The sequence below is a fragment of the Oceanobacillus alkalisoli genome (genome assembly GCF_022213125.1).
Taxonomy (GTDB): Bacteria; Bacillota; Bacilli; order Bacillales; family Amphibacillaceae; genus Oceanobacillus; species Oceanobacillus alkalisoli.
Genome location: NZ_JAKNRA010000001.1, coordinates 72,582 through 98,192 on the forward strand (window position 1 = coordinate 72,582; position 25,611 = coordinate 98,192).

Consider the following 25,611-nt stretch of genomic DNA (forward strand, 5'->3'; position numbering starts at 1 on the left):
AATCTAGCCAAGAGAATGCGCAAAATTCTTACGCTATATGAAAGCAAAAGAAGCATGCTGATTGAGTGGTCAGCATGCTTCTTGTTTGGTTTATCGTTCCGTATTTTCAGGGAAAAGTCTGTCAACCATCGTACTGATTTGATCGAAGAATCCACCGATTGGACGACCTCTGTCCATATCATCAGCGTAGTTCGTGGCTAAATCAAGAAAATCGGGATTTGTTGAGACATAAACATTCTCAATATCTCCGTCAACAGAACGAACGATATCTCCAATCTTATCCTTTACCTCATCTGATAATTCATCATTATCACCATAGCGGTTATTCTGATTGCGATTTTCTGTGCGATTATCATGCTCGATGTCTAAATTCGCTGCGACATATGCATTGCGTTGCATGGTCAGGACGTATACATTATCAATTTCATCAATGGCATTGGTAATTTTATCTGCAGCTTCTTCAGCGACTTCATAACGAGAATCACCATCGCGATCGCCATTCATTCGATTATCATCACCGTTATCCCAGTTACCATCTCTCACTCTGTCCTGATTCCTGTCTGCATCACGTTCCATCATATAATCCCTGTCATTATTAGTAATTCCATCACCGGTATTCCGATTAGTTGTTGGATCAATATTCGGATTATCCGTACCCCGATCTGCATTGTCCGTGCCTTGGCATGCCATTAGAGCTAGCACAAGCACAGCAAATATACTCAATAATTTCCACTTCATTCGTAAATAACCTCCTTCACTATTTGTCCTTAGTATGTTACGTACGAATGAGTTTATGCTGATTTTCGGTAATCCTTTTTTTGGAACAGAGACCATATTTGTAGGTGGGAGGTAAAAATGGAACTGGGAACAATACAACTAACTGCTGAGAGTTAGGAGGAGAAAGATGATTCCTGATTATGATAAAGCATTGTATTATACACTATGGGGACAATGGGATGAGTTATTAGTTTTGATGGTTCGTACAGATGATGACTTCTTATCAAAAAAAATTGAACAGTTTTTAAATGCCTTCCATTACTCTTTAGATGAGGAGAAAATTATGCGTTCACACGATCAATTGCTTTATTATCTCGATCACGCAATGCGAAATAATGAAGAAGCTACAATTTATTTGGAGATATGAAAAATACTTTAGTCCAAATACTTATCCTAAAGTGTTTGGACTTTTTTAATATTTTTCGTTCTTATTTAATTTTTCTATTTGTAAGGATTCTTCAGGGACTGCATCTGTATAATAAAATGAATGAATTTTATCCATTTTATCTTCGTCAATATCAATCGTATCAAGCAGCTCTTTTTGATTGGACTGTATAAGTGTTGCGAATTCTTCATTCATTGATATTTCATTTTTTACCGCAAGCTCCCTTACTTCACCTGGTAAACGGAAGGCAATGAATTGCCAGTCTGTATCTATTGTTTGAAAATATTCCTTGATATTATTTGTAATTCCCATTTTTTCATCCGTTGTATAGCTGACTCCAATAAGAATCTCTTTTCTTTCCAATTGATCACAGCTAAGGAGTATTTCCGTTAACACTTCTTGTAGATCCCTTTCTTCCGATTTATTCAATTGCGACACGATATGTTCTGCATCCTGATTTAGAGGGGTAATGTCAATAATCTCCATATTCTTAGCTACTTTCAATTCGATACTCGGATTAATATCGATATTCACGTAAGCATAAGTTTCCTCTTCTTCTGTAAAATATAGCATGGTGAATATGCCTAGTGTGAATATAAGGCATAAAGAAATAAACCTCATCCGCCAAATCTTTATTTTACGGGAACGTGTTTTTGGTATGTACTTGTCAAAATAAACTTCCTCGCCAATGGAAGCTTTATCGTTAAAGGGAACAGCTTTTTCAAAGGAGCCATCAGCAGTAAGGACAATGACAAAATTCCGATGCTTCTCCATGATGATTCCTTTCCTCACTGCTACCCCTCCTTTACGTACTCCTTTAGATATAAGAAGTTTTCATCAAAGACGATAAACATCGCTAAGATATATTTCCTGTTTCGTTCTAATGTTTTCTTACTTACAGATACGCGACTTTCCAATTTTTTAATCGGAAGTTTTTTCTTTGTTTTTACATAATCTCTTAGTTCTTCATCTTCTATGAGCATACGAGCAATTTGTACAGATGTTTCTCTCGTATTTCGATGTTTCGGTGCAATTTCAGTCAATTCAAGAAGAGATAAGTTGTATTCCTTCAGTCTCTGATGATATTCCAGTGTCTCTTCCCGACGAATAATCGCCAGTTGCTCATCCTGATATTGTTCGATAACAGCAGAGATTTCAGCTGGATTCTCCATCGTTTCTTCATCATACGTTTGATCAAAGGAGATGACATGCTGGCGTCTTGCATTATACCGGATGTAGTCGATTACCTTGCGTGAAACAATTAATTTAGCAAAGGAAAGGAAAGACGACCCTTTTGTTGGTGAATATAAGAATATCGCTTCATTAAAAGCGGATAAACCAATACTGAATTCATCATCCCGAGATGGGTCTATGTAACGTTTGCATACTTGTGATACAACTTTTACCATGAACGGCTGATACGACTTCAGAAGATAATCATGCATTTCTTTATCTCCTTGTTGTACTTGAATCACGATGTCTTCCAGGGGTACCTGGCCAGTCTCGTTAGATAATTCCATCGCCAGCACCTCCTGGTATTATAAATTTCGTTTCTTTGATTGTTTTTTCGGGTGTAGTATGTATTTGTTTTAATTTTATTTCTTTTTTATATAAAAATATATTTATCATGTATCTCCCACCAGTTTATTTTCTCTTTTTTTCAACAAACTTTATGACTTATGTATTACTTATCTTACCGTTTTTCTATCTCAAGCGGTTTACAGCCCGATTAAAAATGTGTTACTTCTTCAAATGCGGAGGCGCCCGTTTCGCGACATACGGATTGGACTGAGCCGGAGGAGATATAGGAAACACAGCGACCAAAGGGAGCTGATGTTGACTTATCGTACGGAGGTGAAGGAAATCCGCTAGTCGCTGGGCGCTGGAGCAAGACGTCTCCTTTGAAATAATAGAAGCACAGGCCTTTTTTAAGCCTGTGCTTCTTTTTCATTGGAGTGCTTTTAATATATCTTCATTACTTGGGTAGTTCGTCTTGTTAGCAAATTGTTCGACCGTTTCATCAAGATAGACATCGCCTTCAAACCAATCCACAGAAGTGATGCGTTCAATCGGATAAGGATAATAATCATTCGTCATGACATTATTGCTCGTAAGGACAATATATTTCACTTTCCAATCATCATCATAAATAAAATCAACGACTTTACCAAGTTTGCCATTTTTCCCATGGGCACGGGAATTCATGATTTCTTCATGGCTGCGCAAATTATTATCCCGGTGATGTCTTCTTAATTCCCCTTCGTCCGCATCGTAAAGCGGATCTTCCATTCTCTCATACCATTCTTCTTCATTACTTCCCACTCTGCCAAGCGGTCGTTTTTCACCACTTAAGATCACATCATCTGACCAGTAACGCGTCCAGCCGAAGTATTTAAAAAGCTGATTTTCCTTATCTCTCGTTAAATCCGTTCCTTCTGGTACTGGCGGACTGTTTTTAATCGTACTTTTATCATACTCCACTTCCATTGATTCATTCTCCGGATTCACACCGATAAAAATACTTGGCAGGAGCAACACTTTCCGTTCAGGCAACCATTTCCTCGTATCTACAATGGCGTAGCGTATTTTCCAATCGTTATCATCGATATATATATCTTTAATTTTACCCATTTCCCCATCCGTTGCATCAATGTTATACGTCTGTAACACAGATGTAAAATGATACATAATCTTCGCCTCCATCACGGTTTTTCTTCTACTTGTTTCTTACCCGTTGATGAAGTGATTAAACTAATTCACATAGTCATAATAATAATCGATTGGTATGAATAAACCGACCCTTCCATGGATATCATGATTCAGCGTTGCGAAAATAACACCAATTACTTCTCCTTCTTCCGTAATAATCGGACTGCCGCTATTCCCCCGATAAACCGGGGCCTGTATCATTAAAACAGGCTGATCCCAACTGGATAACTGTGTATAGCCGATAATGGTTCCTTCATTAGCTATCCCATTAAAACGAAGGGGATTGCCGATGAAGTTAATCTTTTCATTTTCTGAAAAAGTTGTTGTTTCTGCGAGCGTGAGATGCGGGAGATCTTCTCCGTTCGTTTCCACTATGGCTAAATCAACGTCTGGATAACTTGCAATAACCTCCCCATGAAGAAGGCCGTGCTCTGGGAAAGCTACCGTAACGAATGTCTCCCCTTCAATAACGTGATGATTCGTAATAATTGTCCCATTATCATTAATGGAAAAACCAGTCCCTTTCCCATCTGTCGTTTCAATTACAACAACAGCTTCTTTATATGCTTGAATATCTTCCTGCTGAGATAATTTCATCGATGTGCGCAAGAAATCAATCGCTGGGATAGAGAATGTTTGCGGAAGTAATGCAATGACATTAAACAGCATCGCTACCGCTATCACCCAGAAGACCCATTTTGGAAAAATACTTTTCGCTGGGGCTTCTCTTCGTTCCTTCGCACGCTGCAGTGCCTTTTGTCGTTCTTCTTCCACCAGCTCCAATAATTCTTCCTCAGCAATTTCTTCATATAAATCAGTATCAATAATATCTATCTCTCTCTCTTCTTGATCCTTCTTTTCCATTATGCACCCCGCCTATGACACAATCGCTCGTGTTCTGCCTTGCTGCATCTGATACATTTGATAGTAAAGTCCTTGCTCTTTAATTAGTTTATCATGGTTCCCCCGCTCTTTCACAGTGCCATGGTCAAGGACGAAAATCATATCTGCCTCTTGGATCGTTGATAACCGGTGGGCGATGATAAGTGTCGTCCGGTCTTCTTGCAGAACGTTTAATGCGTGCTGGATAATACTTTCTGTTTCTGTATCCATATTTGCAGTTGCTTCATCCAATATTAATATCGCGGGATTAAATACGAGCGCACGGGCAAAGGAGATGAGCTGCCGTTCACCTAATGAAAAAGTCCCCCCTCCCTCTGTTACGATTTCGTCATATTTGCCAGGTAGCCTTTCTATAAAGTTTGCGGCCCCAACGGCTTCTAATGCTTGCTTTGCCTGCTCATTTGAAATACGCGGGTCATTCATCGTGACATTTGTTAAAATTGTACCAGTGAATAAGAAAGGATCTTGGAGTACGATTCCCATATGACTCCTCACTTGCTGACGGGACCAATCTGTTACAGGGTACCCATCAATTGATATAGTACCTTGGTTCGTATCATAAAAACGGAAGAGCAAGTTCATAATCGTACTTTTTCCTGAACCGGTATGGCCAACAAAGGCTGCTGTCTCGCCAGGCCTCACTTCAAAAGAAATATCTCTTAATACATTATCAACTCCGTTATAGGAAAAGGTTACATGATTAAACCTCACATGCCCCCTGTATCTTTGAATTCCTTTTGTCTCAAGGGCTTCTCCTTCGTAATCCATTAGTTCAAATACCCTTTGGCCAGCTACCCTTGCCTGTTCGATCAATGGGAGCTGATTTACAATATCTGTCATCGGTTCAAAAAGCCTCGTAATATAATCAACGAATGCATATAACATTCCAATGGATATTACACTTGTTATATCAAGAGAACCGGAACCAAAATACCAGATAAATCCAACAAAGGTGAGATTACGAAAAACCGTCACTAAATTATATGATGTGAGGGCACTTAAGCGGACTAATTTCTTCTGGTACGTATAATGTCTTTCATTTAATTGTTCGAATTCTTCATGGGTCTGTTTCTCCTGATTAAATGCTTGAATAATCGTCATTCCCTGGATTGCTTCATTAATCTTTCCATTCATATCGCTGATTGTCTTGCGAATAACTTTATTATATTTCGTTCCGAAGTATTGATATCCTTTCATCCAGAGATAAATGAGCGGAAGAATAAGGAGACACATCAACGCTAATTTTGCATCCAAAATGAATAAAGCAACAAAAATCCCCGTCATATAAACGAAACTGGAAACGATAATCGACAAGACCCTCTCATATAAATCTCGGATTGCCTCTGTATCATTCGTTATCCGTGCAACAATAGTTCCAGCTGGCCGGTCGACAAAATAATGGATAGGGATTCGTTGGATATGACTAAATAAATCCATCCGCATTTTTTTAATAATTTGATTGGATGCCTGTTGCAGTAAAAAAGTTTCAAAAAACTTAAACACCCCCGCAATGAGCAGCAGCACCATGTAAAGAACGAGTAAGAAAATGATTGGACGCTGTTCCGGATAAAAGAAAGCGTATGATTCACTTAAGTCCAGTCTTGTTGCATCATATTGCATGGTTTCCTCACCTAGCTGAATATTGATCATGTCATCCGAAACATTTCTTGTTCCCTGTAAGGGGACTTCGTCTTCGATAAGAAAATAAGAGATCCCGATTTGCATTAACGTAAGCGGATCACCAACGAGATCATCGGCTGGAGCCAAACGATCCACCCGTTTATAAAACTTGTCATCATGCTCGATCGTATAACGGTCATTATCCTCTGTTACTGCCTGCCAATATCCTTCCACTCCTAGAATATGGTCATCGATTACTGTTTTTGCAATCAGTGGTCCTGCAAGTTCTAGACCAACCGCAATTACAAGAAAGACTAGACCAAGCAAGATACCTTTCTTATAATGCAGTGCATAACCGAAAAGCCGTCTTTCTGTTGTAGACTTTTTCACTATTCACCCACCTCCGTTTCCTCCAGCTGTTGCTGTTCATACTGCTGCTTATACCAGCCATTACTTTTTAGCAGTTCTTCATGTGTTCCTTCTTCCACAATTTTTCCTCGTTCAAGAACGATAATATGGTCAGCATGTGTAACAGCTGATAAGCGGTGCGCAGCAATGAATGTCGTTTTACTTTTTCTCTCGTTACGTAAATGTTTGATTATCATTGCTTCCGTCTTTCCGTCAACTGCTGACAAGGAATCATCAAGTATGAGTATTTCCGGATCTTTAACGAAGGCTCTAGCGAGGGCAACCCGTTGTTTTTGACCACCAGACAAGGTTACACCGCTCTCACCAACTTCCGTATCGAGTCCATTTGGAAGCTGTTTCAGGTCATCTAAGAAGCAGGCAAGATCTAAAGCCCGATAAATCGGTTCATCGGTAGCTTCTGAATGACCAAATCGAATATTTTCCCGGATTGTTTTGGAAAACATCATTTGATCCTGTGGAACATAACCAATCCAACTGCGCAGTTCTGCTAAATTTAATTCCCCAATTGGAATTCCAGATATTACAATTTCCCCTTGCATCCCGGGATACTGCCGAAGCATTAGTTTGAAGAGACTAGTTTTGCCTGCTCCAGTTTTCCCAACGACACCAATTGTCGCTCCTTTCGGTACATGTAAGTCAATATCATACAGTTGATGATAGTTCGTACCTGGATAGGAAAAACAAACTTGTTTAAAGTTAATGCTGGAGACGCTATTGATTTTCTGAGCTGTTTCCGGATTTGTAACGTCTGCCTTATAATCCAATGTAGCATTTACACGGTCAAGAGATGCATTACCTCGCTGTAAAATATTTATCAGCTCCCCGACTGCAAACATCGGCCAAATAAGCATTCCCAGATAAACGTTAAATGTTACTAAATCTCCTAGTGTCAATTGGTTTTCAAAGACAAGAAATGCACCATACCCTAAACCAATCGTGTAAGATAGCCCAACAAGAATTTTCATCGTCGGCTCGAATAAAGCGTCGATTTTTGTCACTTCCATATTCTTGAGATAGACATCTTCTGTCATCTTATCGAACCGTTGCAGCTCTTGAACTTCTTGGACAAATGCCCGGATGACACGTACCCCGCGGATCGATTCAAGTACGTCATTATTCATCTCCCCAAATGCGTCTTGGGCTTTCATAAATCTCGCGTGAATCGCAGCACCATATTTATTCATGACAATTGCCATTACCGGTAATGGCAACAATGCTGCCAACGTCAGTTTCCAGCTGATTGTAAACCCCATCATAGCAATAATCATTAACATAAAAATACTAGAATCAACTAAAGTCAACACACCAAATCCGGCCGTTTGACTGATTGCTTTTAGATCATTTGTCGACCGCGCCATCAAGTCACCCGTCCGATATTTTCCAAAAAAGGTTGGAGTCATTTTCAAAAAATGCGTCATTAATTTCGTCCGCATCCATTTTTCAAGAATCACTGCCCCACCAAATAATGTATAATCCCATAAAAAAGAAATCGTGTAATGGGCAACTAACAAAATGATAAGGAGAAGGATAATGGACTGAAGCAACTCCATTGTTAATGTATTATAGTGAATCTGATCAATCGTAAATCCAATTAGCTTCGGCGGTACTAAACCGATTGCGCTTGCCGTACATAAAGCAATAACGGCAAAACTATAACGCTTCCAATAATATTTAAAGAACCAATCCAATTTCTTAAAAACTGCAAACATCCTTCCACCTTCTTCACTTCTAATAAAACTGCAGCTCACTTTCATTCAGCGTAAGTGTCCGAAACTCATTTCTGGAGGTCCGCAGTCCAGACACCTCTCGCACCTGCTGAGCGGCTGAATGAAAGCGAACATAATAAAAAACACACGGGTGGTTGATGATTCGTGTGTATCGGGTTAATGGAATAGAAAGTAATATTTATGATTCCGTAATAAGTATAGTATCTTGATTTTTAATAGTCAATCTATTTTTAATTTGCTATAATAACGCTTTACTGCAACAAAGTTTTTGACACAAAAAAAGAATATCTCAAGACTCCCTGAGTTATTCTAATAACATTTTCATATAAGTGAATCGACAATCGTTTATTGTCTTTTTATTACACGTTGCTGTCGTTCCTTTCCATAATTAATCATTCGTTCTACTTTCACAAAACTCACTTCTGTAGCTACAGCTATATCTTTTATAGAGACATAAGGGTTCTTCTTGATGAAATTCCAAACTTGTTCGCTTTCCTTAAGACATGTCTGGCACAACATAAAAGGACTATTATCCATCGATTCTTGACATAATCGGCAATTTCGAACAATTTCTCTCATCATCTTCTCACCCCTTATTTAGTTTTCCCCTTCATCATACGCCAACAATTTCAATAACACAAGTCCGTTTTGGAATTTTGCTAAAAATACTACTTGCGTATGACGAACTCACCATACTAATTACCCATGAAATTTATCATTTCAGTGATAAATTTGTCGAATTTCAAGTTTATTTAAAATGGGCAACTGAAAAGTAGATGACTATTCCAGTTACCCATTTTTCTATTTTTTCTCCACTTCTTTAATAATCTCAATCACACGTTCACGGGTTGCTCCTGGTTCAAATTGTTTCATTTTATCTTGAATTACTGGTGCTGTTTTCACAAGTTGAAGTAATTCTTCTGTTAGTTTGTCTGCTGTTACTTCTGCTTCTTGAAGTACACGAGCAAACCCTTTTTCCTTAAATGACCTTGCATTGACAATTTGGTCTCCTCTGCTTGCTTCAAGTGATAATGGAACGAGCAACATTGGGATACGCAATGCTAAAAATTCAAATATTGCATTCGACCCAGCACGGGAAAGAACAAAATCAGTTGCAGCAAAGATATCTTTCAATTCTCCATGGACATATTCAAATTGTGCATAGCCTAGGGAGTTAAGAGAAGTATCAACTTTCCCCTGACCACAAATGTGAATAATTTCAAATTGCTGCAACAGTTTCTGTATATTGGTTCGCACTGCTTCATTTATCATTTCCGAACCACCACTTCCACCCATGATGAGCAGAACGGGTTTTTCTCCTTTCAACCCGGTGAATTTCAGTCCTTTATCTCTTTCTCCAGTGAAGAGTTCTTCCCTAATGACCGCACCTACATATTCTCGTTTTTGTTCTGGAAGAAATTCAAGTGTTTCTTCAAAGGTAGCAAGCACTTTCTTCGCAAACGGAATCGATAATTTATTGGCAAGTCCGGGCGTATAATCCGACTCGTGAATGACAGCAGGAACGCCTCGCAGTTTAGCTGCAATCACGACTGGAACAGAAACGAAACCACCTTTGGAGAAAATGACGGAAGGTTTTCTATTACCGATAATACGATAAGCCTGCATGGTCCCTTTCAATACTTTAAAAGGATCTTTAAAATTCTCAATTGACATATAACGTCTTAACTTTCCAGTTGAAATCGGATGGTACGTGACACCGCCCAATGGTTCAATTAAATCTCGTTCGATTCCTTCATAGGAACCGATATAATCAATCTCCCAACCAGCTTGCTGATAAACTGGAATCAGGGCTAAGTTCACAATTACATGACCGGCAGTTCCTCCACCGGTGAAAAGAATGCGTTTATCATTCTTCATCTAACGCTCTCCCTCTCTTCATAAAATGCCATTTCCTTCAATTAGTTTATCTGAAATGAGATAAAAAAGGAAGAGGAATGAAAAAAAGCGAATCTTTCGGGAGTAGTCCCTGAAAGATTCGCTTTAACATTTCAATTAATCTATTAACCTTCAAGCAAGAGATCGTATGGATCTTCAAGCATTTGTTTAATACGTACGAGGAATTGCACCGCTTCTTTACCATCTACGATACGATGATCATAAGAAAGTGCCAAGTACATCATCGGGCGAACTTCAATCGTATCATCCGGCATAACAACCGCACGTTTTACAATGTTATGCATACCGAGAATCCCTACTTGTGGTGCGTTCAAAATCGGGGTGGATAACATTGACCCGAAAATACCGCCATTTGTAATCGAGAATGTTCCTCCTTGCAGGTCGGATAAAGCTAGTTTATTCTCTCTTGCTTTTGTACCAAGATTCATAATTTCTCGCTCTACTCCTGCAAAATCCAGACGATCTGCGTCACGCACAACTGGAACGACGAGCCCTTCTTCCGTCGATACTGCAATTCCAATATCGTAGAATTTCTTAAGAACTAATTCGTTGCCTTGAATTTCCGCATTCAGTAATGGGAATTCTTTAAGCGCACCGACAACAGCTTTCGTGAAGAAGGACATAAATCCAAGTTTTACTCCGTTTTTCTCAAGGAATTTATCCTTACGCTCTGCACGCAATTTCATAATTGCTGACATGTCGATCTCATTAAACGTTGTAAGCATCGCTGCTTCTTGCTGGACATTTACAAGGTTCTTTGCAATTGTTTGACGACGACGCGTCATTTTCACGCGTTCAACAGGCTTGCTAAATTCTGTTTTTTCTTGTTTTGGTGCCGCGTCTGCTTGTTTCTTCGCTTTATCAGCTGCTTCAATCTGTTGTTGTGCTGCCCGCTCAACATCTTCTGGACGTACACGTCCCAATGGATCAACAGGTGCGATTGTGCTTAAATCAATATTTAATTCACGCGCACGTTTTCTCGCTGCCGGCGAAGCAATTACACCATTTGCATTTGTTTCTTCTGTTTGCTCTGTTTCTGATGCTTTCGTTTCTTCTTTAGCGACAGGGGCCTCTTCTTTGGCAGAAGTTTCTTCCTGCTTCTGTTCTGATGAACTCGTTGCTCCAGCTTCCCCATTTTCATCAAGTTTTGCAACAATATCTCCTACTGTTACATCTTCGCCTTCCGGTGTAAGTATTTCTGTAATTACTCCAGCAAATTCCGAGTTAACTTCAACGTTTACTTTATCCGTTTCAAGTTCAATGAGCGGGTCGCCCTTTTCTACTTTGTCCCCCTCTTTAACTAGCCATTCTGCGATTGTACCATCTGTGATTGATTCAGCTAATTCTGGTATCTTGATATCTTGCACCAGTAACTCCTCCTTAGTTTTGTGTTAATGCCTGTTTAATAATTTTGCTTTGTGCTGCTTTATGGAAGCTTGGTACTCCTCCTGCTGGTGCAGCTCTTCTAGGTCGGCTAATTACACGTAATGTTTGATCATCTTTCAATAGATCTCGTAAATAATCATCGACGAAATCCCATGCCCCCATGTTTCTTGGTTCCTCTTGTACCCATACAATTTCTTTCACGTTTGGTAATTTATCCAATTCAGCTTTCAAATCTTTCTGCGGGAATGGATAAAGCTGTTCGACTCGCAAGATTTGCAGCCAGTCATAATTCTCTTTTGACTCGGACATTTCTTCTTCAATATCGACCATTACTTTACCACTACCGATTAGAAGACGTGTTGCCTTTTCGCGATTCGGTTCAAAGTTTGGCTGCTGGCGTAATGGCATAAACTTCCCATTCGAAAACTCTTTCGCCTCTGCTCCCATTCTAGGATTCCGAATCATACTGCTCTTCGGCGTCATCATTACTAATGGTCTAGCCTCCACACGGCCTCTTAGTGCGGCTTGTCTCCGTAAAATATGGAAAAGCTGTGCAGATGAAGTGACGTTTGCAATAATCCAGTTATTCTCTGCTGCAGATTGTAAGAATCGTTCCAATCGCGCACTAGAGTGTTCTGGTCCTTGACCTTCATAACCGTGTGGCAGGAGCAAGACCATATTGGATTTTTCTCCCCATTTTGCCCGTGCGGAAGAAATAAATTGGTCAAAGATCACTTGTCCAACGTTCGCAAAGTCTCCGAACTGCGCTTCCCAGATTACGAGTGTATCTGGTGAATAAACACTATAACCGTATTCGAACGCAAGAACTGCAGCTTCTGATAAAGGACTATTCCGTACATCAAACGAAGCCTTCGCATCTTTCAAACCATGCAGCGGACTATATTTTTCATTCGTATTAACATCATGTAAAACGATATGACGGTGTGCAAATGTACCACGTTCTGTATCTTGACCCGTAATACGAATCGGAATACCATCACGCACGATCGAAGCATATGCTAATGCTTCTCCTGCGCCCCAATCAAGTACATTTCCATCCTCAAGCATTTTTGCACGGCGACTTAAAACACGCTCTGTTTTTCTAAAGCCTGTAAAACCTTCTGGACGTTCTAGCAATTCTTCGTTTATTTCTTTTAATACGACCTCATCCACCTTTGTATTATGGTTATCCAATCCATTTAACAAGTATTCTGGCATTGTTGGTGGTTCCGGTGTACCGATTTCGGTTTCACTCATTTTGCTGTAGATTCCATATAATTCATTGTAGATTTCTTCTTGTAAATTCTCATATTCACCCTTACGAATCGTTCCTCTTTCCTCTAAGCGCCCGGCAAAGATTTTTGCGACTGGCGGGTGATTATCAATTTCTTTATATAGTTTCGGTTGCGTTGTACGCGGTTCATCCATTTCATTATGACCGTGACGGCGATAACCGACGAGATCAATCACAAAGTCTTTCTTAAACTTCTGACGGTACTCCCAGGCAATTTTAATCGCAGAAATACAAGATATCGGATCATCCGCATTCACCCGGATAACCGGCACTTCAAATCCTTTCGCCAAGTCACTTGCATAACGCGTCGAGCGCCCATCTTCTCGGTCTGTTGTATAACCGACAAGGTTGTTCGCAATAAGATGCAGGCTTCCTCCCGTGTTATAACCAGGAAGATTGGATAAGTTGAGCGTCTCTGCAACAACGCCCTCTCCGATGAAAGCTGCATCCCCGTGAATCAAAACTGCAACCGCTTTATTCGGGTCTCGTTTCGGGTATCCTCTGTCTGAACGATCATCTTGAGCCGCACGAGCGAATCCTTCGACTACCGGGTTAACAAATTCCAAGTGGGAAGGATTATGTGCTAATGTAATTTTCGTTTTTACTTCTTTATCACTCGGATATGCTTTCGTTGCTCCGTAGTGATACTTCACATCGTCCGTCCAACCATAACTGATGGACTTGGAGCCTTCTGAAGGCATTAATTCTTTATCAGATGAATAGTTGAATTCCGAGAATATTTTATCATATGGTTTACCGAGAACTTTCGCAAGAACAGCGAGCCTGCCACGGTGGGCCATTCCCATCATGATATTTTCAATACTTTCCTGTGTTGCGTGATTGACAACTTCATCAATCATCGGCACCATTACTTCTAATCCTTCAATGGAGAAACGCTTTTGCCCTACAAATGTTCTAGAGAGGAAGTTTTCAAATCCTTCCACATCAACGAGACGTTTCAATAATCGTTTTCTTTCCTCATCTGTCGGTTCAACTCTTGCATTTCCTGATTCTATTAAATTAATAAACCATTCTCTTTCCTCATGGTTGTTAACATGTTCATACTCAAAGGTAATGGTTCCTGTATAATATTTTTTTAAACGTTCCACTACTTCCAAACCATTATCCACACCGGCTGATGCTTTATCCCATAACCATTTAGCTGGGATTTCTTTTAAGTCTTCATCGGTTAAATCATACGTGCTTGCATCTAAATATTTGTCATCTCCACCTTTATAGCCACCAACAGGATAAATATCAGCTTCAGTATGCCCGTAACGACGAATAGCCTCAACATATTTCAAAGCTGAGGTGATTTTTTTCATATCTACGTCATTTACTGCCTCGGTTCCTGCTTGTGTTGCAGTACGAGTATCCCCGTTGTACAGCCATGAAGGTGCTCCATATGTATTAAAAATTTCTTGTAGTGAAGCTTCCACCGCCTCACTGTCTTCTTTATACAATTCGTATTGTTCTTCGATATACCCCCTGTTTGGTCCGTAAATCTGTCGCCAAAATTGTTGTGCAGATTCCCCATTTTGTATCACTTTTGATACCCCCATTGATGTAATATTGCCCGTCCTTGTAAACGGTTAATATTTTTGTAAGGACGGAAGATTCATCCCATCTATAAATATACATGAAAATAATGTGACTTACAACGATTCACCCTTGAAAAAACAGAAGAGAATCGATGATAGCCCTTACATTTCTGACCGTGCTTAAAAACGGAGGATTTCTGACAATTTAGGTTGGGAGTTCACAATTCAAGTTGAATCCGTTATAATAAATTTATATACTGCTTATAGTGTCAGGGTCATACAATTGAAGGAGGACGTTTCAATGAAATTAGCATTAATCTTAGGAGTTATCATTACATTCCTCGTTTCCTGTTTCACATCTGGTTACGAAGCGAAACCAGGCGTACCTAGAAATAATCAGTAACTTAAAAGCAGAAGTGCCCGATCAGCGACGTACGGAGTCCAAGAAATCCGCTAGTCGTTGGGCACTGGAGCTGGACAAACAAAAACCGTCATCTTTCATTTAGATGGCGGTTTTTTCCTATTAGACAATTGCTTAGACTAATCCTTGGAATTGTTGCTGCCTTAGTGCTTCGTAAATAATGATTGCCGCTGTGTTGGACAAATTAAGGGAACGCACTTTATCATTCATGTGAATCCGTAGACAGCGATCTTCTTTGCCTGCGATCAATTCTTTCGGTATGCCTGTCGATTCTCTGCCGAATACAAAGAAAATTTCCTTTGATGTATTGCTGAAGTCATAGTCCGTATAATGCTTCGTACCAAAGTTCTCGATATAATAAAACTCACCCTCCGGATATGCCTCGTATAGCTCTTCAAATGATTGATGCTCAGCAACATCCAAATGCTGCCAGTAGTCGAGCCCAGCCCGGCGCAGCATTTTATCATCTGTCGAAAATCCGAGCGGATGCACAAGATGCAGTTTCGTATCGGTTGCAAGACACGTTCTACCTATATTTCCTGTATTGGCAGGGATCTCTGGTTGGTATAATACGACATGTAAACTCACTTTTCTATCTCCTTAATTTCTTAAAGTTAATCAACTTTTTTATTATAGCACGCTACTCCCCAATCCGGAAAAATTTATACTGGATATTCGGTGTCCAAGCTGCGGAGTCCTCATAGGTCCAGTAGCGATTCCGGCTGTTATTTGTATGAGCATTTACAAGCGGCATCCCATTTGCATCTTTATTTACCACAATCGTATTATGATCCCAGCGCCCGTCTCCCTCAAAGTCATAACAGATCACATCCCCTGGCAGCAATTCTTCTGGGCTTGCCACTTCCTTGCCCTTAAGTCCCGATGTCGAGCCGCTTAAATACCAACGCAGCGAATGGGCAACTGCCCAGCTGAAGCTCCAATTATCGCCTGTATACCACCATCCGCGCTCCCGCACCGGGGCACCGCGCATAGGTGCTCCCCCGGCAAGCATGCACTGGGAAACATAGTTCGTGCAATCAACTTCAAACTCTCGGAAATCAGGATTATAGCTATTCCACCAACGTTCGGCATAGCGCACTGCTTCTCTTCTATCATAGACAAAATCCTGTCTCGTCCCGCCTGAATCTTCCAATATTAAATTCGGATTATCTTTTGCCCGCTGCCGCCTTGGGACTTCCTCATGCTTTATTATTTTTCCATTTTTCAATTCCACCCGGTAAAATAGCTGCTGTTCTTCCAAATGATAATGCTCCGCTTGCTTAATTAAAAAACTTAGATGGAGCAAATATTCCTGTGAGGTTTTATCATCGAACCGAAATTCCCGAAACCGTTCACCTCTCCCACTAACTTTAACGATACTCGCCTTTTCCCTTTCCCATAAAGCAAGTTTCCGCCTCCACCATTCCGGCTGTTCTGATTCATTCGTAAAGACTGCAAGCCAATATCCCTTTAGAGAATCCATAAAAATCGCCCCCATAAAAGTATATGGGGGCGTGCTTGTACCTATTTCTTTCACTGGCTATACGCGCAATTCAAATTCGAGACCTTTTTCCATTTCATAAAGCACTTGTTCATCTTCTTCCGTCTGCATTGCTTCCTTGATCGCCTCATGCGCTTCAGGTGTTGCAATTTTACCAAGAGACCATGCTGCTGTCCCACGGATTACTGGTCGAGGGTCTTCCTTCATCACGCTTGTTATTTCTTCGACAGCTGTTTTATCTTTATAATGAGCAAGGGCAAGCAGTGCATTGCGCTGGAGCGGCTTTTTGCCGCGCCACGCGCCAGATAGATGACCAAACGTTTCCCGGAATTTTCGATTAGAGATTCGTAGCATTGGTTTTAACTTTGGCTTCGCAATCTCCGGGTCTGGTTCAAATTCGGGATGAATATGGAAATCAACTCCTTTATTCCATGGACAGACTTGCTGACATGTATCACAACCGTAAATCCGGTTTCCGATTTTATTTCGGAACGGTTCTGGTAAAAAGTCCTTCGTTTGCGTGAGGAAAGCAATACAACGCTGGGCATTCAGCTGTCCTCCCTCAATAAGCGCTCCTGTCGGACAAGCATCCATACAAATTGTACAATCTCCGCAGCTATCTGTAACGGGAGCGTCCGGGATGAATGGCAGGTTTGTAATTACTTCACCGAGATAAACGAAGGAACCAAATTCTTTCGTAATAATCGATGTGTTCTTTCCACTGAAACCGATGCCCGCACGTTCTGCAACTGCCCGGTCAGAAAGCTCTCCAGTATCGACCATCACCTTCGTTTCTGCTTCCGGGACTTTCTCCTGAATAAACTCGACAAGCTTTTCCAAGCGGTCACGAAGAACAACATGGTAATCCACACCCCAAGATGCTCGTGCAAAGATTCCCCGTCTCTCTTCTCTAGTTCCGCGGATTTGATTTTTAATTCGGCTCGGATAAGCAAGTGCGATGGAGATGATCGACTGGGCTTCCGGAAGCAGGCGTGTGGGTTCCGTCCGTTCTTCTAGCGTACCTTTTTCAAATCCGGATTGGTAATTCAGTTCTTGCTGCCGGCGTAACCTTTCGCGGAGTTCGCCGAACACATCGGCAGAAGCAAATCCAATCTTATCAATCCCGATATCCTTGCTGTACTCGATAATCTCCTGCTTCAGCTCATCAATCCTCATCACGAACACCTCCTTTATCTTAAAATAGTTCTCTTCATTTTATCATTGAAATAATGCTCATTTCAACACTTGGATAATCAATACAAATCGTATAAGAAACGCCCTACTGGAAGTCCGCAGTCGCGAGGTATCGGGACCGCTTCCCGGAAATACTCTATTCAGAATTTCTAGTCTTGCTTTTTTGTTAAGCAAGAATGAACTATATAAATAGTGAACTATATCTTAGCGAAAGTGTATTGGGATATATTGCATTATAAAAAAACGCAGCGCCTCGAAACCATTAAATTTACGAGACACTGCGTTGATCACATTATGTATGGAGCGGGTGAAGGGAATTGAACCCTCGACATCAGCTTGGAAGGCTGAGGTTTTACCACTAAACTACACCCGCAGACAAGATTCGTTTTTTAACGACAATTAATATTATAGCAACGATGTAAAAATAAATCAAGGGAAATTTTATTCTCTGTTAACCTTTTTATTCAACTTGCATAGATTAACTATAGAATCACGTTTCAAACAATCCCGTTTTATTTAGCTGAAACCATTTACATTGAAAGGTAAAACCGATAGACTAGGATTAAATTTGTAACACAGAAGGGTGAGTTTTCTGATGGCTGTCTATCCAATCGTTTTTGCACAAGGGTCTTTTATGCATAAAGATAAATTGAATTATCCCTTTGAAGAAAGGGGTTTGCAATTTGGAGATGGAGTATATGAAGTAATTCGGATTTATCAAGGGAAGTATTATCTTCTAGATGAACATATTGACCGGTTATACCGTTCCCTATCCGAAATAAAATTGAGTTTTCCTTACGACAGGAAAGATTTTATGGAAACACTTGAAGAACTGCTGGAAAAAAATGAAATGAAAATAGATGGAAAAGTATATTTACAGGTCACTCGCGGATCAGCCCCGAGAGATCATGTTTTCCCAGATAATATTACACCGAATGTCTATGCTTATCTTGAACCCGCAAGAAGAAATGTGGAATTGATGAAGCATGGTGTACCCGTTATTACAATACCAGATATCCGCTGGAGTTATTGCCATATTAAAAGCTTGAATTTATTGCCAAATTTAATGGCAAAACAGGAAGCAAAAGAACAAGGCTGTTTTGAAGCGATTCTTCATAAAGACGGCACTGTTACCGAATGCAGTGCCTCCAACGTCTATTTTGTAAAAAATGGAAAGATTTATACCCACCCAGCAACGAATGGCATCCTTCATGGCTGCGTCCGTTTGGCAGTAGAGCGCTTCGCTGATGAGTTGGGAATTTCTTTTATTGAAGAAGCTTACCATGTTGGAGACATTAAAGATGCTGATGAAGTTTTCTTATCAAGCAGTACGAATGAAATCACACCGATTATAGAAGTGGATGGTCACAAAATCCATGATGGTTCTCCCGGAACAATTACGAAACAGCTTCAACAAGCATATGCCGTTGATGCTGATATTGAGCCAGTGAACCGGCCGATGCAGGAGCAATAAAATGAAACTTCAATCAGTAGGGATTTTTCTTCATCCCCTCCTGCTTGTCATTTGAACGAATCAGGGATTTACGTTCTGTTTATCCCTCACCTCACATGTTGGGTTTTCTTCATATTTAAGGATGATGGTATTACAGAACGTTAATGCTTAATATATGTAAAAAGAGGATAGATGCCTTTGCATCCTATCCTCTTTTCGTCGTGTTATTTAATTACTATGTTCACTTTCCATCATAACTTCTGCAAATTGCTTGAGAAATTCATCAATCTCTTCTGTCGTTGTTGTAAGCGGCGGTAATATCCGTAAAACATACTCACCTGCGGACAATGCGAGTACGTTTTTCTCTCTAAGCGCATTAATGTATGTTCCCGCTGCTTTTTCCATTTCCAAGCCAATAAGTAACCCTTTTCCTTTAACGACTTTAATTTCCGGATATATTTCTTTCAATTCATTTAACTTACTGAAGAAATACGCACTTACTTCCTGCACATGCTCCGGTATGTTCTCAGCAAGCATCGTCTTAACCGTCGCATAACCTGCCGTTGCTGCAAGTGGATTTCCACCAAAGGTACTGCCATGGGTTCCTGGTGTAAACGACGCAGCAACTTTATCCTTTGCAAGCACTGCTCCGATTGGAAAACCGGAACCAAGCCCTTTCGCAAGCGTCATGACATCCGGTTCAATTCCAAATTGCTCATAAGCGAAGAGTGTGCCCGTTCTTCCCATTCCCGTCTGAATTTCATCCAGCATGAGAAGAATACCGTTTTCTTTACAGATCTGAGCAAGTTCGCTCACCCAAGTCTGATCAACAGGATTCACGCCACCTTCCCCTTGGACAAGTTCAAGGAGAACGGCAGTTGTTCTACCATTATCGATTTTCTCAAGTGCTTCCGCATCATTATAGGTCAAGTATCGGAAACCTGGTGCAATCGGTGTGAAGCCCTCATGAATTTTATCCTGACCGGTCGCTGCAAGTGTCGTCCCTGTTCTTCCGTGGAAGGATTGTTTAAAGGTTACGATTTCCGTCCGTTCCTCCTTCCCCTGATCTTTAGCATATTTCTTTGCTAATTTAATCGCCGCTTCATTCGCTTCTGCGCCACTGTTTGAGAAAAATGCGACATCAAAAATACTGTTCTCCGTTAAGGTTGTTGCGAGCTTTTCTTGAATCGGTATGTGGTATAGATTCGATACATGCCATAATGTATTCAGTTGTTCCTGTAACGCTGCTTGCACTTGATCTGGAACATGACCGAGGTTACACGTTGCAATACCGGAAGTATAGTCCAAATACTTCTCACCCAAATCGCTCCAGACATAACTTCCCTTCCCTTTTACAACCGTTAATGGAAAGCGCCCATACGTATTCATGACTGCAAACTTTGTCGCTTTACTTAATGTGTTAGACATGCTGGACCTCCCCGATGACAATTTTCGTTCCGACACGCTTCCCGGCTATATAGGACTGTAAATCTTCAGGTGTGAGTCCGTTTAAAATCACCGATTCTTTCACACCGCCGCTAAGTGCCTTTAAAGCGGAATATACTTTCGGAATCATGCCGCCATATATAATTCCTGATGAAATTTTTGCTTCAATTTCCTTTTTCGTCAATTTTGGCAAGAGTACTTTTTCTCCTTCGATTTCTTCTAATACACCTGGGATATCACTGATTAGGGCGAGCTTTGCCCGTAAACTTTCTGCTACTGCCGCTGCTGCCGTATCCCCATTAATATTATAATGTTGCCCCGATTCATGGATGCCGATTGGAGAAACAACAGGAATTCCACCATTTTCAATAATAAGTTTGAGCCAATCGGCATTTACTTCTTTCACTTCCCCGACATAGCCGAGTTTTCCTGAAGAATCCTGTGGTGTCACTTTTAATAGTGCAGCGTCCACTCCACTTAGCCCAATGCCCGTGCCACCGCTTTGTTGGAGTTTTGTGACGATTTGTTTATTCACACTGCCATTTAAAATATTTTCTACCACTTCGAGCACTTCTTTCGTCGTCACCCGTAAGCCATTGACGAATTCACTTTTCACATTCATTTTTGTCAGTGCCTGATTAATTTCCGGTCCCCCGCCATGCACGATAACCGGATGGATTTTCCCGCTTTTCTTTAATTGAATAACTGTATCAAAAAAAGCGGTTGGGAGTTTTTCCAAAATACTGCCGCCAACTTTTAAAACAATAATCTCCACTTTCTCACCTCACGTACGATAGGATGCATTGATTTTCACATAATCATAGGTCAAGTCACAACCCCATGCAGTTGCTTCTCCCGTTCCATTTTGTAAATCCACATGAATGGTTACCGTTTCTTGCTGCAAATATTCGGTGCCCGCTTCTTCATCAAAGTCAATTGGTAAACCATTATCTACGACTTGTAAATCGCCAAGTGCAATGGAAACCTTATCGACTGCAATCGGCTGTTCACTATAACCTACCGCACAAACAATCCGGCCCCAGTTCGGATCTGAACCGTAAACAGCAGCTTTTACTAAATTGGAAGAAATAATTGCTTTAGCAACTTCTCCTGCCGCTTTGTCTGTTCCGGCACCTTTGACTTGCACCTCGATAAGCTTCGTTGCCCCCTCCCCGTCTTTTGCAATTTGCTTCGCCAGATCTTGACTCACATACTGCAATCCGTTAAGAAACACATCCCAGTCCGGATGGGATTCATTTAATGTTTGATTTTCCTGTAATCCATTTGCAAGGACAAGGACCATATCATTCGTACTGCAGTCCCCGTCAACGGTAATCATATTAAAGGATTTATCTGTCACCTGGCGTAAACCCGCCTCAAGGCTTGACTGCTCTACGGCAGCATCTGTCGTAATAAAGGAAAGCATCGTTGCCATATTTGGGGCAATCATTCCAGAGCCTTTTGCCGCGCCTGAAATTGTGACCGGCTTCCCGTCAATTTCAACTTCGACTGCTGCATATTTCGTTACCGTATCTGTCGTTAAAATTGCGGACTCAAACCGTTCCGCTCCTTGGTTCTCCGCTTCATCCATCCAATGGATCCCTTTGTATAGCTTTTCCATAGGAAGTTGTACACCGATTATTCCTGTCGAAGCAACAGCGACATGATCTACCTCGACTCCTTTTTTCTCGGCAACTAACTTTTGAGTTTCTAATGCGTTCTTCTCTCCTTGTGGTCCTGTGACCGCATTCGCATTCGCTGAGTTTACAACAAGGGTCTGGATTTTCCCTGTTTTATCCAAGCTGTTCTTCGTCACTTGCAGCGGTGCAGCCTTGAAGGCATTTAATGTGTAAACGCCCGCAGCGGTTGCCGGTACTTCGGAATGAATCCAGCCGAAATCAAGCTTTGTCTTACGGAGGCCAGTATGGACGCCTCCTGCCTGAAAACCTTTAGGTGTAGTTACCTTGCCTTTTTCCAATATTTTTAGTTGTTTTTCCTTTACTAATGTCATTTATAACCCTCCTATGGATACATTGGAACGGCTGCGAGTCCAAGGTCTTCTTCCCAACCATTCATGAGATTCGTATTTTGAATCGCCTGGCCGGCTGCACCTTTCACAAGATTATCAATCGCCGCAGCAATGATTAATTGATTACTTCTTTTGTCCACCCATATTCCGATATCACAGAAGTTACTTCCCTGCACCGCTTTTGTTGCCGGGAACTGTCCCTCTTCTAAGATACGGATGAATTTAGCTTCTTTATAATAGTTTTCATAGAGTTCGATTACTTCTTGCGTCGTTATATCTTGATTTAGATTTGCATAGATCGTACAAATCAATCCCCGTGTCATTGGGATGAGATGGGTTGTAAGAATCGTTGTTACCTGCTCATCGATTGTTTTGGACAAATATTGTTCGACTTCAGGTATATGCTGATGTCTGCCAATTTTATATGGTAATACATTATCATTCGTTTCTGGAAAGTGCGTCGTACCGGTTGGTGTCCGTCCTGCTCCGGATACACCCGTTTTCCCATCAATTACAATTCCTTTTGGGCTAATGATCCCTTTTTCAAGTGCTGGAATTGTTCCGAGTAATGCAGATGTCGGAAAACAGCCCGGATTCGAAATGATTTTCGCTGATTGAACTTCTTCTTTATAAATTTCTGTTAAGCCGTAAACAGCTTGCTCGATTGTATCCTGGGGTGCTGCTTCCTTCCCGTACCATTCCTCGTAAGCATCACGGGAGTCTAATCGCAAATCTCCGGATAAATCGACAATTTGCACATCGAGCTCTTGTAATTCCGGTACGATTGTTTTCGCCACGCCCGCTGGGGTCGCGATAAAGACAACATCTACTTCAGCTTCTAAACTCGTAGTATCCAAATCTACCATTTTAATCTCGGGAAGATTTTTCAAATGCGGGTAAATTGATGAAAGGACTTCACCACTTTGGGAATGGCTAATTACCTTTGTCACTTCTAGTTTGGGGTGGTTATGCAGTAACCTGATTAATTCAATCGCCCCGTATCCCGTTCCACCTATGATTGCCGCTTTCTTCAATTTGAACAACTCGCTTTCTAAAAATTAATTATTCATCATTATACATAGTTGTGTATAAATATGCAACGGTAATTATAAAAATAAATAAATATTTTATAATAAGAATGAATTTCATAATTACCAAAGTCGGCTTTTCCATCACCATATGTAGTTGGGAACGAACCAACTCAACTACCTATGGTGATGGGAAAGCATTAAATACGTATTATGAAATTCATGAATAGGACTACCGATTTCATAAAGCGTAAGTGTGCCAAACTCGCGGAAACTTTCTACTGGAGGTCCGCAGTCCAGACACCTCTCGCACCTGCTGGGCGGCTGGTGAGCCTCCTCAGGTTGAGCATTAAGGGGTCTCACCAAGCCTATCCTCCCGCAGGAGTCTCGAGGTGTCTGGCCTGCTCCTAGGAAAAACCTAATTTGGAACGCTATTTATTATTCCAAAGATATAATTTTATCGTCACATGGCACTAGAATAAATGATATTAATAATAATTATACCTACCAGTTCAGTTGCCCGGTGGAAGGTAACTCCTGCGGGAACAGCACGAGCCTGGAGACCCCTTAGTGCTCAGCCCGAGGAGCTCTAGCAGTGCCTAAGGATGCGCATCCGTCCACCGGGCAACTGAACGGCGATTAGAGAGCAAACCATGAGAACGTGCAAAACACTTACGCTGTATGAAGGTAGTAATCAGCACTATAAAAAACTGGAACATAGCTATTCTAATTAGGATAGAATAGTTATATTCCAGTCTTATAGGTAAACTTATCTATTAATAAAGATGTTTATCAAAAAAGCCGTTCATGGCGCCCAGGTATCCCTCGCGATCGAGGACGATGGATTCGCCGTGGTTTGCTCCGGGTACGATCAGCATCTCCGTATCTGTTTTTGTATGTTCAGCAAGTGCTTTTGTCATTTCGGTTGGAACGAAGGTGTCGCTTCCACCGTGAATGTAAAGTATTGGCACTTGCGCCTTTTCAACCTGCTCTAGAGCAGATGCTTCTTTCAATGAATAACCTGCTTGTAAATCCGTTACCATCCCCATTGTCGGAAGGATCGGGAAGCTCGGTAGATTAAACATACGATCCAGCTGATAATCAAATAAATCGTAGACACTTGAATACGGACTGTCCGCTACGGCAAGCTTCACATTATCTGGCAGATCTTCTCCAAGCGTCATTAAAACCGTTGCCGCCCCCATTGATACACCGTGAAGTATAATTTCAGTATCTTCACCGAGCTCAGCAATGATTCGGTCAACCCAAGCGACATAATCAAGCCTGTCATGCCAACCGAAACCATAATAATCCCCTTCACTTAAGCCATGCCCTCGGCTGTCTGCGGTAAACATATTAAACCCAAGTTCTTCATAATAATATTGACCAAACAAAGCCATGTCCCGAGCACGCCCAAGATAACCATGAGCGAAGACAACCGTCTTATTAGTCGGTTCTTCCGCTTCTAAAAAATAACCTTGAAGTGTAAGATTATCAAAGGATTCCATTTGCCAATATTCAAAATCCTGGGTATCGGCCCAAGAGCGCCAATCCCCTTTCGTAAATACATCCATCGCCTCAGCTGAAACTTCCAGATCTGCGTTTCCACTCAAGAATTCCTTTGTTCCCCGTTCAATCGCCAATTTATAAAAGAACACCCCAGCTCCAACATCCAATATCACTAGAATGACAAGTAAAATTCCGACAATTTTCAACCAACGCTTCTTTCTCTTCAAACTCTTGCTCCTCTCACTTTCTATTAGTCAATTATATAAGAAAAAGAAGGTATCCGCCACACCTCCATGGCAAATACCTTCCATTTATCGTTGATTGTTTTGAAAGTGTTCAAAA

Annotated in this window: 22 protein-coding genes and 1 tRNA gene; 2 read left to right on the forward strand and 21 right to left on the reverse strand. The window is 41.0% G+C overall.

The window, feature by feature from the left end:
* Positions 1-90: 90 nt before the first annotated feature.
* Complete coding sequence (locus L3V42_RS00350) at positions 91-738, reverse strand: YhcN/YlaJ family sporulation lipoprotein (RefSeq protein ID WP_238470973.1); 648 nt, start codon at positions 736-738, stop codon at positions 91-93.
* Between the two features lie 166 nt (positions 739-904).
* Here L3V42_RS00350 and L3V42_RS00355 point away from each other — a divergent pair, with 166 nt between their 5' ends.
* On the forward strand, positions 905-1,144 hold the full coding sequence (locus L3V42_RS00355; RefSeq protein ID WP_238470974.1) for a YhdB family protein: 240 nt from the start codon (positions 905-907) through the stop codon (positions 1,142-1,144).
* Positions 1,145-1,189: 45 nt separating this feature from the next.
* Here the strand turns inward: L3V42_RS00355 and L3V42_RS00360 are convergent, their stop codons facing one another.
* The 15 genes from L3V42_RS00360 to L3V42_RS00425 all read right to left on the reverse strand — a co-directional run bounded on the left by L3V42_RS00360 (position 1,190) and on the right by L3V42_RS00425 (position 18,177).
* Positions 1,190-1,954: an anti-sigma factor domain-containing protein gene (locus tag L3V42_RS00360; RefSeq protein ID WP_235761148.1), complete on the reverse strand. Its 765-nt coding sequence runs from the start codon at positions 1,952-1,954 to the stop codon at positions 1,190-1,192.
* A 2-nt stretch (positions 1,955-1,956) separates the two neighbouring features.
* Entirely contained in the window at positions 1,957-2,682 is a 726-nt protein-coding gene (sigI, locus tag L3V42_RS00365; RefSeq protein ID WP_235761147.1) for an RNA polymerase sigma-I factor, read from the reverse strand.
* Positions 2,669-2,791, reverse strand: a complete 123-nt coding sequence (locus L3V42_RS18215) for a hypothetical protein (RefSeq protein WP_255770361.1) — start codon at positions 2,789-2,791, stop codon at positions 2,669-2,671. The genes sigI and L3V42_RS18215 overlap by 14 nt, the downstream gene beginning before the upstream one ends.
* A gap of 318 nt (positions 2,792-3,109) precedes the next feature.
* A complete protein-coding gene (locus tag L3V42_RS00370) occupies positions 3,110-3,850 on the reverse strand; it encodes a PRC-barrel domain-containing protein (RefSeq protein WP_238470975.1) in 741 nt (246 codons plus the stop codon).
* Positions 3,851-3,913: 63 nt separating this feature from the next.
* Complete coding sequence (locus tag L3V42_RS00375) at positions 3,914-4,735, reverse strand: S1C family serine protease (protein WP_235761145.1); 822 nt, start codon at positions 4,733-4,735, stop codon at positions 3,914-3,916.
* 12 nt (positions 4,736-4,747) lie between these two features.
* The gene (locus L3V42_RS00380; RefSeq protein ID WP_235761144.1) at positions 4,748-6,784 is read right to left on the reverse strand and encodes an ABC transporter ATP-binding protein; all 2,037 of its coding nucleotides are present in this window, start codon (positions 6,782-6,784) and stop codon (positions 4,748-4,750) included.
* A complete protein-coding gene (locus tag L3V42_RS00385; RefSeq protein ID WP_238470976.1) occupies positions 6,784-8,532 on the reverse strand; it encodes an ABC transporter ATP-binding protein in 1,749 nt (582 codons plus the stop codon). Before L3V42_RS00385 ends, L3V42_RS00380 begins: the two co-directional genes overlap by 1 nt.
* A 363-nt stretch (positions 8,533-8,895) precedes the next feature.
* Positions 8,896-9,132 (reverse strand): hypothetical protein, encoded by a 237-nt coding sequence (locus tag L3V42_RS00390; protein WP_238470977.1) that lies wholly within the window; start codon positions 9,130-9,132, stop codon positions 8,896-8,898.
* Positions 9,133-9,351: 219 nt separating this feature from the next.
* Entirely contained in the window at positions 9,352-10,428 is a 1,077-nt protein-coding gene (gene murG, locus L3V42_RS00395) for an undecaprenyldiphospho-muramoylpentapeptide beta-N-acetylglucosaminyltransferase (protein ID WP_238470978.1), read from the reverse strand.
* Between the two features lie 143 nt (positions 10,429-10,571).
* On the reverse strand, positions 10,572-11,834 hold the full coding sequence (gene odhB, locus L3V42_RS00400; RefSeq protein WP_238470979.1) for a 2-oxoglutarate dehydrogenase complex dihydrolipoyllysine-residue succinyltransferase: 1,263 nt from the start codon (positions 11,832-11,834) through the stop codon (positions 10,572-10,574).
* 13 nt (positions 11,835-11,847) lie between these two features.
* Positions 11,848-14,694: a 2-oxoglutarate dehydrogenase E1 component gene (locus L3V42_RS00405; RefSeq protein WP_238470980.1), complete on the reverse strand. Its 2,847-nt coding sequence runs from the start codon at positions 14,692-14,694 to the stop codon at positions 11,848-11,850.
* A gap of 529 nt (positions 14,695-15,223) precedes the next feature.
* Entirely contained in the window at positions 15,224-15,697 is a 474-nt protein-coding gene (gene trmL, locus L3V42_RS00410; protein WP_235761138.1) for a tRNA (uridine(34)/cytosine(34)/5-carboxymethylaminomethyluridine(34)-2'-O)-methyltransferase TrmL, read from the reverse strand.
* Positions 15,698-15,749: 52 nt separating this feature from the next.
* Positions 15,750-16,592: an amidase domain-containing protein gene (locus L3V42_RS00415; RefSeq protein ID WP_238470981.1), complete on the reverse strand. Its 843-nt coding sequence runs from the start codon at positions 16,590-16,592 to the stop codon at positions 15,750-15,752.
* A 57-nt stretch (positions 16,593-16,649) separates the two neighbouring features.
* Positions 16,650-17,786 (reverse strand): tRNA epoxyqueuosine(34) reductase QueG, encoded by a 1,137-nt coding sequence (gene queG / locus L3V42_RS00420; RefSeq protein WP_235761136.1) that lies wholly within the window; start codon positions 17,784-17,786, stop codon positions 16,650-16,652.
* A gap of 317 nt (positions 17,787-18,103) precedes the next feature.
* Positions 18,104-18,177, reverse strand: a tRNA-Gly gene (locus tag L3V42_RS00425).
* Between the two features lie 222 nt (positions 18,178-18,399).
* On the opposite strand from L3V42_RS00425, the gene dat reads away from it, so the two are divergent.
* Positions 18,400-19,278: a D-amino-acid transaminase gene (gene dat, locus L3V42_RS00430; RefSeq protein ID WP_235761135.1), complete on the forward strand. Its 879-nt coding sequence runs from the start codon at positions 18,400-18,402 to the stop codon at positions 19,276-19,278.
* 207 nt (positions 19,279-19,485) lie between these two features.
* Here dat and argD read toward each other — a convergent pair whose 3' ends face one another.
* The 5 genes from argD to L3V42_RS00455 all read right to left on the reverse strand — a co-directional run bounded on the left by argD (position 19,486) and on the right by L3V42_RS00455 (position 25,496).
* Positions 19,486-20,685, reverse strand: a complete 1,200-nt coding sequence (gene argD / locus L3V42_RS00435) for an acetylornithine transaminase (protein WP_238470982.1) — start codon at positions 20,683-20,685, stop codon at positions 19,486-19,488.
* A complete protein-coding gene (gene argB / locus L3V42_RS00440; protein WP_235761133.1) occupies positions 20,678-21,478 on the reverse strand; it encodes an acetylglutamate kinase in 801 nt (266 codons plus the stop codon). Before argB ends, argD begins: the two co-directional genes overlap by 8 nt.
* Positions 21,479-21,487: 9 nt before the next feature.
* Positions 21,488-22,714: a bifunctional glutamate N-acetyltransferase/amino-acid acetyltransferase ArgJ gene (gene argJ, locus L3V42_RS00445; protein WP_238470983.1), complete on the reverse strand. Its 1,227-nt coding sequence runs from the start codon at positions 22,712-22,714 to the stop codon at positions 21,488-21,490.
* Between the two features lie 11 nt (positions 22,715-22,725).
* On the reverse strand, positions 22,726-23,766 hold the full coding sequence (gene argC, locus L3V42_RS00450; RefSeq protein WP_235761131.1) for an N-acetyl-gamma-glutamyl-phosphate reductase: 1,041 nt from the start codon (positions 23,764-23,766) through the stop codon (positions 22,726-22,728).
* Positions 23,767-24,536: 770 nt separating this feature from the next.
* Positions 24,537-25,496 carry an alpha/beta hydrolase gene (locus L3V42_RS00455; RefSeq protein ID WP_235761130.1) on the reverse strand — a complete coding sequence of 320 codons (960 nt, stop codon included), beginning with the start codon at positions 25,494-25,496 and terminating at the stop codon, positions 24,537-24,539.
* Between the last annotated feature and the right edge of the window lie 115 nt (positions 25,497-25,611).

Bases quoted from the DNA above. Each gene is read 5' to 3' on its own strand.
- L3V42_RS00350 (WP_238470973.1), bottom strand. From the start codon at position 738: ATGAAGTGGAAATTATTGAGTATATTTGCTGTGCTTGTGCTAGCTCTA.
- L3V42_RS00355 (WP_238470974.1), top strand. From the start codon at position 905: ATGATTCCTGATTATGATAAAGCATTGTATTATACACTATGGGGACAA.
- sigI (WP_235761147.1), bottom strand. From the start codon at position 2,682: ATGGAATTATCTAACGAGACTGGCCAGGTACCCCTGGAAGACATCGTG.
- L3V42_RS18215 (WP_255770361.1), bottom strand. From the start codon at position 2,791: ATGATAAATATATTTTTATATAAAAAAGAAATAAAATTAAAACAAATA.
- L3V42_RS00370 (WP_238470975.1), bottom strand. From the start codon at position 3,850: ATGTATCATTTTACATCTGTGTTACAGACGTATAACATTGATGCAACG.
- L3V42_RS00375 (WP_235761145.1), bottom strand. From the start codon at position 4,735: ATGGAAAAGAAGGATCAAGAAGAGAGAGAGATAGATATTATTGATACT.
- L3V42_RS00385 (WP_238470976.1), bottom strand. From the start codon at position 8,532: ATGTTTGCAGTTTTTAAGAAATTGGATTGGTTCTTTAAATATTATTGG.
- L3V42_RS00390 (WP_238470977.1), bottom strand. From the start codon at position 9,132: ATGATGAGAGAAATTGTTCGAAATTGCCGATTATGTCAAGAATCGATG.
- murG (WP_238470978.1), bottom strand. From the start codon at position 10,428: ATGAAGAATGATAAACGCATTCTTTTCACCGGTGGAGGAACTGCCGGT.
- L3V42_RS00415 (WP_238470981.1), bottom strand. From the start codon at position 16,592: ATGGATTCTCTAAAGGGATATTGGCTTGCAGTCTTTACGAATGAATCA.
- queG (WP_235761136.1), bottom strand. From the start codon at position 17,786: ATGAGGATTGATGAGCTGAAGCAGGAGATTATCGAGTACAGCAAGGAT.
- dat (WP_235761135.1), top strand. From the start codon at position 18,400: ATGGCTGTCTATCCAATCGTTTTTGCACAAGGGTCTTTTATGCATAAA.
- argD (WP_238470982.1), bottom strand. From the start codon at position 20,685: ATGTCTAACACATTAAGTAAAGCGACAAAGTTTGCAGTCATGAATACG.
- argJ (WP_238470983.1), bottom strand. From the start codon at position 22,714: ATGACATTAGTAAAGGAAAAACAACTAAAAATATTGGAAAAAGGCAAG.